General features: G+C 72.9%; 5 protein-coding genes and 1 pseudogene. 1 reads left to right on the forward strand and 5 read right to left on the reverse strand.

The features are described 5' to 3' along the window. The 5 genes and pseudogenes from DW309_RS00380 to DW309_RS00400 all read right to left on the reverse strand — a co-directional run. Positions 1-265: pseudogene (locus DW309_RS00380) on the reverse strand (hypothetical protein); the annotation flags it as partial. After that, the gene (locus DW309_RS00385) at positions 262-1,197 is read right to left on the reverse strand and encodes a flagellar motor switch protein FliM (RefSeq protein ID WP_205812565.1); all 936 of its coding nucleotides are present in this window, start codon (positions 1,195-1,197) and stop codon (positions 262-264) included. The gene DW309_RS00385 and the pseudogene DW309_RS00380, both read right to left, overlap by 4 nt. A gap of 43 nt (positions 1,198-1,240) precedes the next feature. Further along, complete coding sequence (locus DW309_RS00390) at positions 1,241-2,050, reverse strand: OmpA/MotB family protein (RefSeq protein ID WP_136031172.1); 810 nt, start codon at positions 2,048-2,050, stop codon at positions 1,241-1,243. Beyond that, complete coding sequence (locus tag DW309_RS00395) at positions 2,047-2,859, reverse strand: motility protein A (RefSeq protein ID WP_136044201.1); 813 nt, start codon at positions 2,857-2,859, stop codon at positions 2,047-2,049. Before DW309_RS00395 ends, DW309_RS00390 begins: the two co-directional genes overlap by 4 nt. After that, complete coding sequence (locus tag DW309_RS00400; protein ID WP_136031176.1) at positions 2,859-3,116, reverse strand: flagellar FlbD family protein; 258 nt, start codon at positions 3,114-3,116, stop codon at positions 2,859-2,861. The genes DW309_RS00395 and DW309_RS00400 overlap by 1 nt, the downstream gene beginning before the upstream one ends. Positions 3,117-3,387: 271 nt before the next feature. On the opposite strand from DW309_RS00400, the gene DW309_RS00405 reads away from it, so the two are divergent. Next, on the forward strand, positions 3,388-4,261 hold an 874-nt coding region (locus tag DW309_RS00405; RefSeq protein ID WP_446724613.1), incomplete at its 3' end, for a coiled-coil domain-containing protein.

Raw genomic sequence — 4,261 nt, forward strand, 5'->3', positions numbered from 1 at the left:
CGGGGCCCAGGGCGGTCACGGCCGCCTCCAGCGCGTCGAGCAGCCGGTCGGCGACGGGCCGTCCCGCCAGGCCGTCGATCAGCGCGTCGGGGTCGAGCAGCTGCACGGCGAGCTGGGCTCCGGCTTCGCCGACGAACTGCACGACGACCGCGTCGCCGGTGTCGCCGGAGGCCTGCGACGCCCGTGCGGTGACGGGCGCTGCCGTGGGGAGCCGGGCGGCGAAAGCGGCGGCGACGGCGGATTCGTAAGCGGTGGTGCTGGTCACGCGGACTCCTGGGCGGCGGGGGCGGATGCGGGGACGGTGGTGGTGACGACGCACGCGAGGCGCGCGCCGGAGCTGCCGACCGCGGCCGTCGCGACGGTCTGATCGCCGACGGTGAGCAGCAGCGGCCGGTCGGCGGAGTGGGGGAGGGCGAGGAGGTCGCCGACCGCGAGGTCGAGCACCTCGCGCGGCAGGACCGAGCGGGGGGCGAGGCGCAGTGCGACCTCGACGGGCGCGGCCTCGACCTGGCGGCGCACGAGGCCCGGGGTCTCCGCACGGTCGGTGAGGGCCTCGCGCACGGCGAACCCGGACAGCACGGACGCGGGCAGCATGATGCTCGCCGGCACCGTGCGCCCGCCGTGCCGAATCGACAGTCGCGCCACGATCACCGGCTCCCCGGCGGCCGCGACCTGCGCGAACTGCGAGCTGTACTGGATCCCGGCGACGGTGACCCCGGTGGGCAGCAGGCCGTCGAGCGCGGCCGCGAGGTGCTCCGTGGCCTCCGTCACGAGGGAGCGCAGCAGTGCCTGCTCGATCGGCGTGAAGGTGCGGTCGTCGACCGTCGCGGTCGAGCGCCCTCCCACCATCTGCACGATCCATGAGGTGGCGGTGGAGGTCGGCACCTGCAGGATCATCCGCTCGTCGGAGTCGGGCAGGGCGCACACGATCATGGTCGTGGTGGTCGGCAGCGACTGCGCGTACTCGCCGTAGGTGAGCATCCCGACGTGCTCGACCGCGATGGTCGCGCGCACGTGGATCCGGCCGGACAGCTGCGCCGACCACTGCCTGGCGAACGTCTCGAACGCGAGCTCGAGCGTGCGCGCGTGCTCGCGCGACAGCGTCGCCGCACGGCCGAAGTCGTACACCTCGACCTCGGCGGTCGCTGTCGCCGTGCGTGCGCGCACCGCGGAGCGCGCACCGTCATCCCTCACCACGTACCCGACTATCGGGCGGCGGAGGGCGTGCGTTAGGGAGGGGTCAGGGGGAGGTCTGCGCCGCGCCCGCGGCGGGGAGCAGCGCTCGCACCTCCTCGCTCGCATCGGAGAGGACCACGATGTCGACGCGGCGGTTCTCGGCCAGCTGCTCCGGGGTGCTGCCGGCGACCACGGGACGGGTGTCGCCGAAGCCCACCGACTTCAGGTGCGCGGGCGGCAGGCCGGCCGACTCCACCAGGTAGCGCAGCACCTGGGTCGAGCGCCCGGCCGACAGCTCCCAGTTCGTCGGGAACGGCGCGACGGAGCCCCGGGCGTCCGCGTGGCCCTCGACCGAGATCTCGTTGGGCGTCGTGACCAGCACCGATCCCAGCGCGTCGAGCACCTGCGTGGCGGCGGGGCTCAGCGCGGTGCTGTTGGTGGTGAAGAACGTCTCGGCGCTCACCAGGCCGATCGTGAGGCCGCGCTCGTCGATCGTGAAGGTCACGTCGGCTTCGAGGCCGCGCTCGGCGAGCACCTGCCGCAGCCGGTCGCGCAGCGCCGACAGCTCGTCGAACTCCTGCTGTGCCGCCGCGGCCTCGGTGTCGGCGAAGTCCTGGCCCTTCTCGTCCACCAGCTCGGGCGGCACCACGACACCGGTGACCGCGTCGATGTCCTCGGAGGGCTCCTGCCCGAAGCCGGTGGCGAGCGACGCGCTCAGCGCCTCGAACTTCTCCTGGTCGACGGTCGACATCGCGAACAGCACGATGAACATGCACATCAGCACCGTGACCATGTCGAGGTACGACGCCATCCAGCGCTCGTCCGGTCCGCTGTGCTCGGACTCGGTCACGCGGCGGCGTGCGCGCACGCTCATGAGAACAGGTCCTCGGCGTCCTCCGCGGGTGCGGGCTGCTCGGTGGGGCGCGAGCGTCCGCCGGACCGGTCGGACACCAGCGCGCCGAGGCGCTCCCGCACCAGCTGCGGTGCGGCGCCCGCCTGGATCGCGAGCATGCCCTCCATCAGCACGGTCATGCGCTCCAGCTCCAGCTCGCCCAGGCGCTGCAGGCGGCCGCCGATCGGGAGCCAGATGAAGTTGGCCGACAGCAGGCCCCACAGCGTCGCGACGAACGCGGCCGCGATCATCGGGCCGAGCGTGTCGGGCTTGTCGAGCTTCTCCAGCACGTGCGTCAGCGACACGACCGTGCCGATGATGCCGACCGTGGGGGCGAAGCCGCCCAGCGTCATGTAGAAGCGCGAGGCCGTGCGGTTGCGGGCGGCGGTCGAGGTCAGCTCGTCCTCCAGCAGCACCCGCAGGTCTTCCGCGTCCGTGCCGTCGGCGATGCTCTGCAGTGCCTGCCGGAGGAACGGGTCCTTCTCCTCGTCGAGGCCCTGCTCGAGGGCGAGCAGCCCCTCCGACCTGGCCTTCTCGGCGTAGCCGACGACCGTGTCGATCATGCTCTGCGCGGTGCGGCGCTCGCCGCGGAAAGCTCGGGGGAGCGACTTCACGGCGTGCAGGGCGTCGCGCAGCGTGCCGCTGGCGAGACCCACGGCGATGGTCGCGCCGAACACGAGCACCATCGGGGCGGGCAGGAGCAGCGAGCCGATGGTCGCGCCCTCGAGGTTGATCATGGCGATCAGGGCCCCGAACGCGAGGACCAGACCGAGGATGAGCGACGGATCCATCAGGCCTCCGTCCCGGCGGCGGCCGTGTCGACGGTGTCCGTGTCGACGGTGTCCGTGGCGACGAGGGCGGCAGCGGTGGCGAGCACTCCCGCGCGGAAGCGGGTGATGCGGGCGATCACGTCGTCCATCGTCTCCGTGACGACGAAGGTCGCGCCGTCGACCATGATCAGCGTCGTGTCGGGCGTGGCCTGCACACGTTCGATCAGGTCGGGGTTCACCGCGAACCGGGTGCGGTTCAGGCGCGTGAGGACGATCATGGGCTCCATCCTGGAAGGCTCGCTCCGTCCGGAGACGGAGAACAGACGGCCCGTCCTGGGCTGTCGGGAGGGACTGTCGGCCGTGCGGCGCGACGCGTTAGGGCGCGGGGTGCGCGACGCGCCGACGACGCCCCGACCTGGCGCGTGCGCCGTGTCGCAGGCGGCCGGGCGCGTCGACCGGGGTCAGCATGGACGGGACCGGACCCGACCGAGAGCGCATCGACGTGCGCGCGGCGCCGGAGGCGGACCGGAAGAGAAGGAGACGCATCCCGTGAAGCAGCGAACCCCGCAGACGGCGGCCGAGACGGCGGCGGAGGACTGCGGGTGCGCCCCGACCCCCGCCGAGCGCGAGTCGCTGTGGCGGGTGAACGTCAGCCGCCGCGGCGCCTTCGGGTTCGGGGCGCTCGGCGTGGTCGCGCTCGCCGCGTTCGGCGTGGGCACCGGGGTGTCGGCCGCGTACGCCGCGACCTATCCGAGCTGGGACGACGTGCAGCGGGCCAAGAACAACGAGGCGGCCAAAGCGGCCGAGGTCTCGCGCATCGAGGGGCTGATCCAGTCGCTCACCCGCAAGGTCGCGGAGACGCAGGCGGCGGCGCAGGTCGCGTCCGACGAGTTCTACGCCGCCCAGCAGGCCTACTTCGCGGCGATCACCGAGGCGGACAACCTCCAGGCGGAGGCCGATGAGCAGTCCGCGCTCGCCGAGTCGTCCGCGAAGAAGGCCGGACAGATCGCGGCGCAGCTGTACCGCAGCGGCGGAGACGACACCTCGCTGCAGCTGTTCTTCGCCGGCTCCGGTGCGAGCGCCGACCAGCTGCTGTCACGGCTCGGCACGATGGACAAGTTCCTGCAGTACAACCAGTCGGTGTACGACAACGCCGTCGCGGCGCGCAACGCCGCCCAGTCGCTGAGTGACCAGGCCGCGGTCGCCCGCGATGAGCGCGACCGGCTGCAGCAGGTCGCCGAGCAGAAGATGGAGGCGGCACAGCAGGCCGCGGAGGCCGCGCAGGCCGCGCTCGACGAGCAGTCGGCGAACCTGGAGACCATGCAGGCGCAGCTCGCGGCCCTCAAGGACACCACGGCCACCACGGTCGCGCAGTACCAGGCGGGTGTCGCGGCGCGCGAGGCCGAGGAGAAGGCGCGACGCG

This window comes from Microbacterium sp. K41, from assembly GCF_004794395.1.
Taxonomy (GTDB): Bacteria; Actinomycetota; Actinomycetes; order Actinomycetales; family Microbacteriaceae; genus Microbacterium; species Microbacterium sufflavum.

Excerpts from the sequence above, each read along its gene's own strand:
- DW309_RS00390 (WP_136031172.1), bottom strand. The coding sequence starts at position 2,050 with ATGAGCGTGCGCGCACGCCGCCGCGTGACCGAGTCCGAGCACAGCGGA.
- DW309_RS00395 (WP_136044201.1), bottom strand. The coding sequence starts at position 2,859 with ATGGATCCGTCGCTCATCCTCGGTCTGGTCCTCGCGTTCGGGGCCCTG.
- DW309_RS00400 (WP_136031176.1), bottom strand. The coding sequence starts at position 3,116 with ATGATCGTCCTCACGCGCCTGAACCGCACCCGGTTCGCGGTGAACCCC.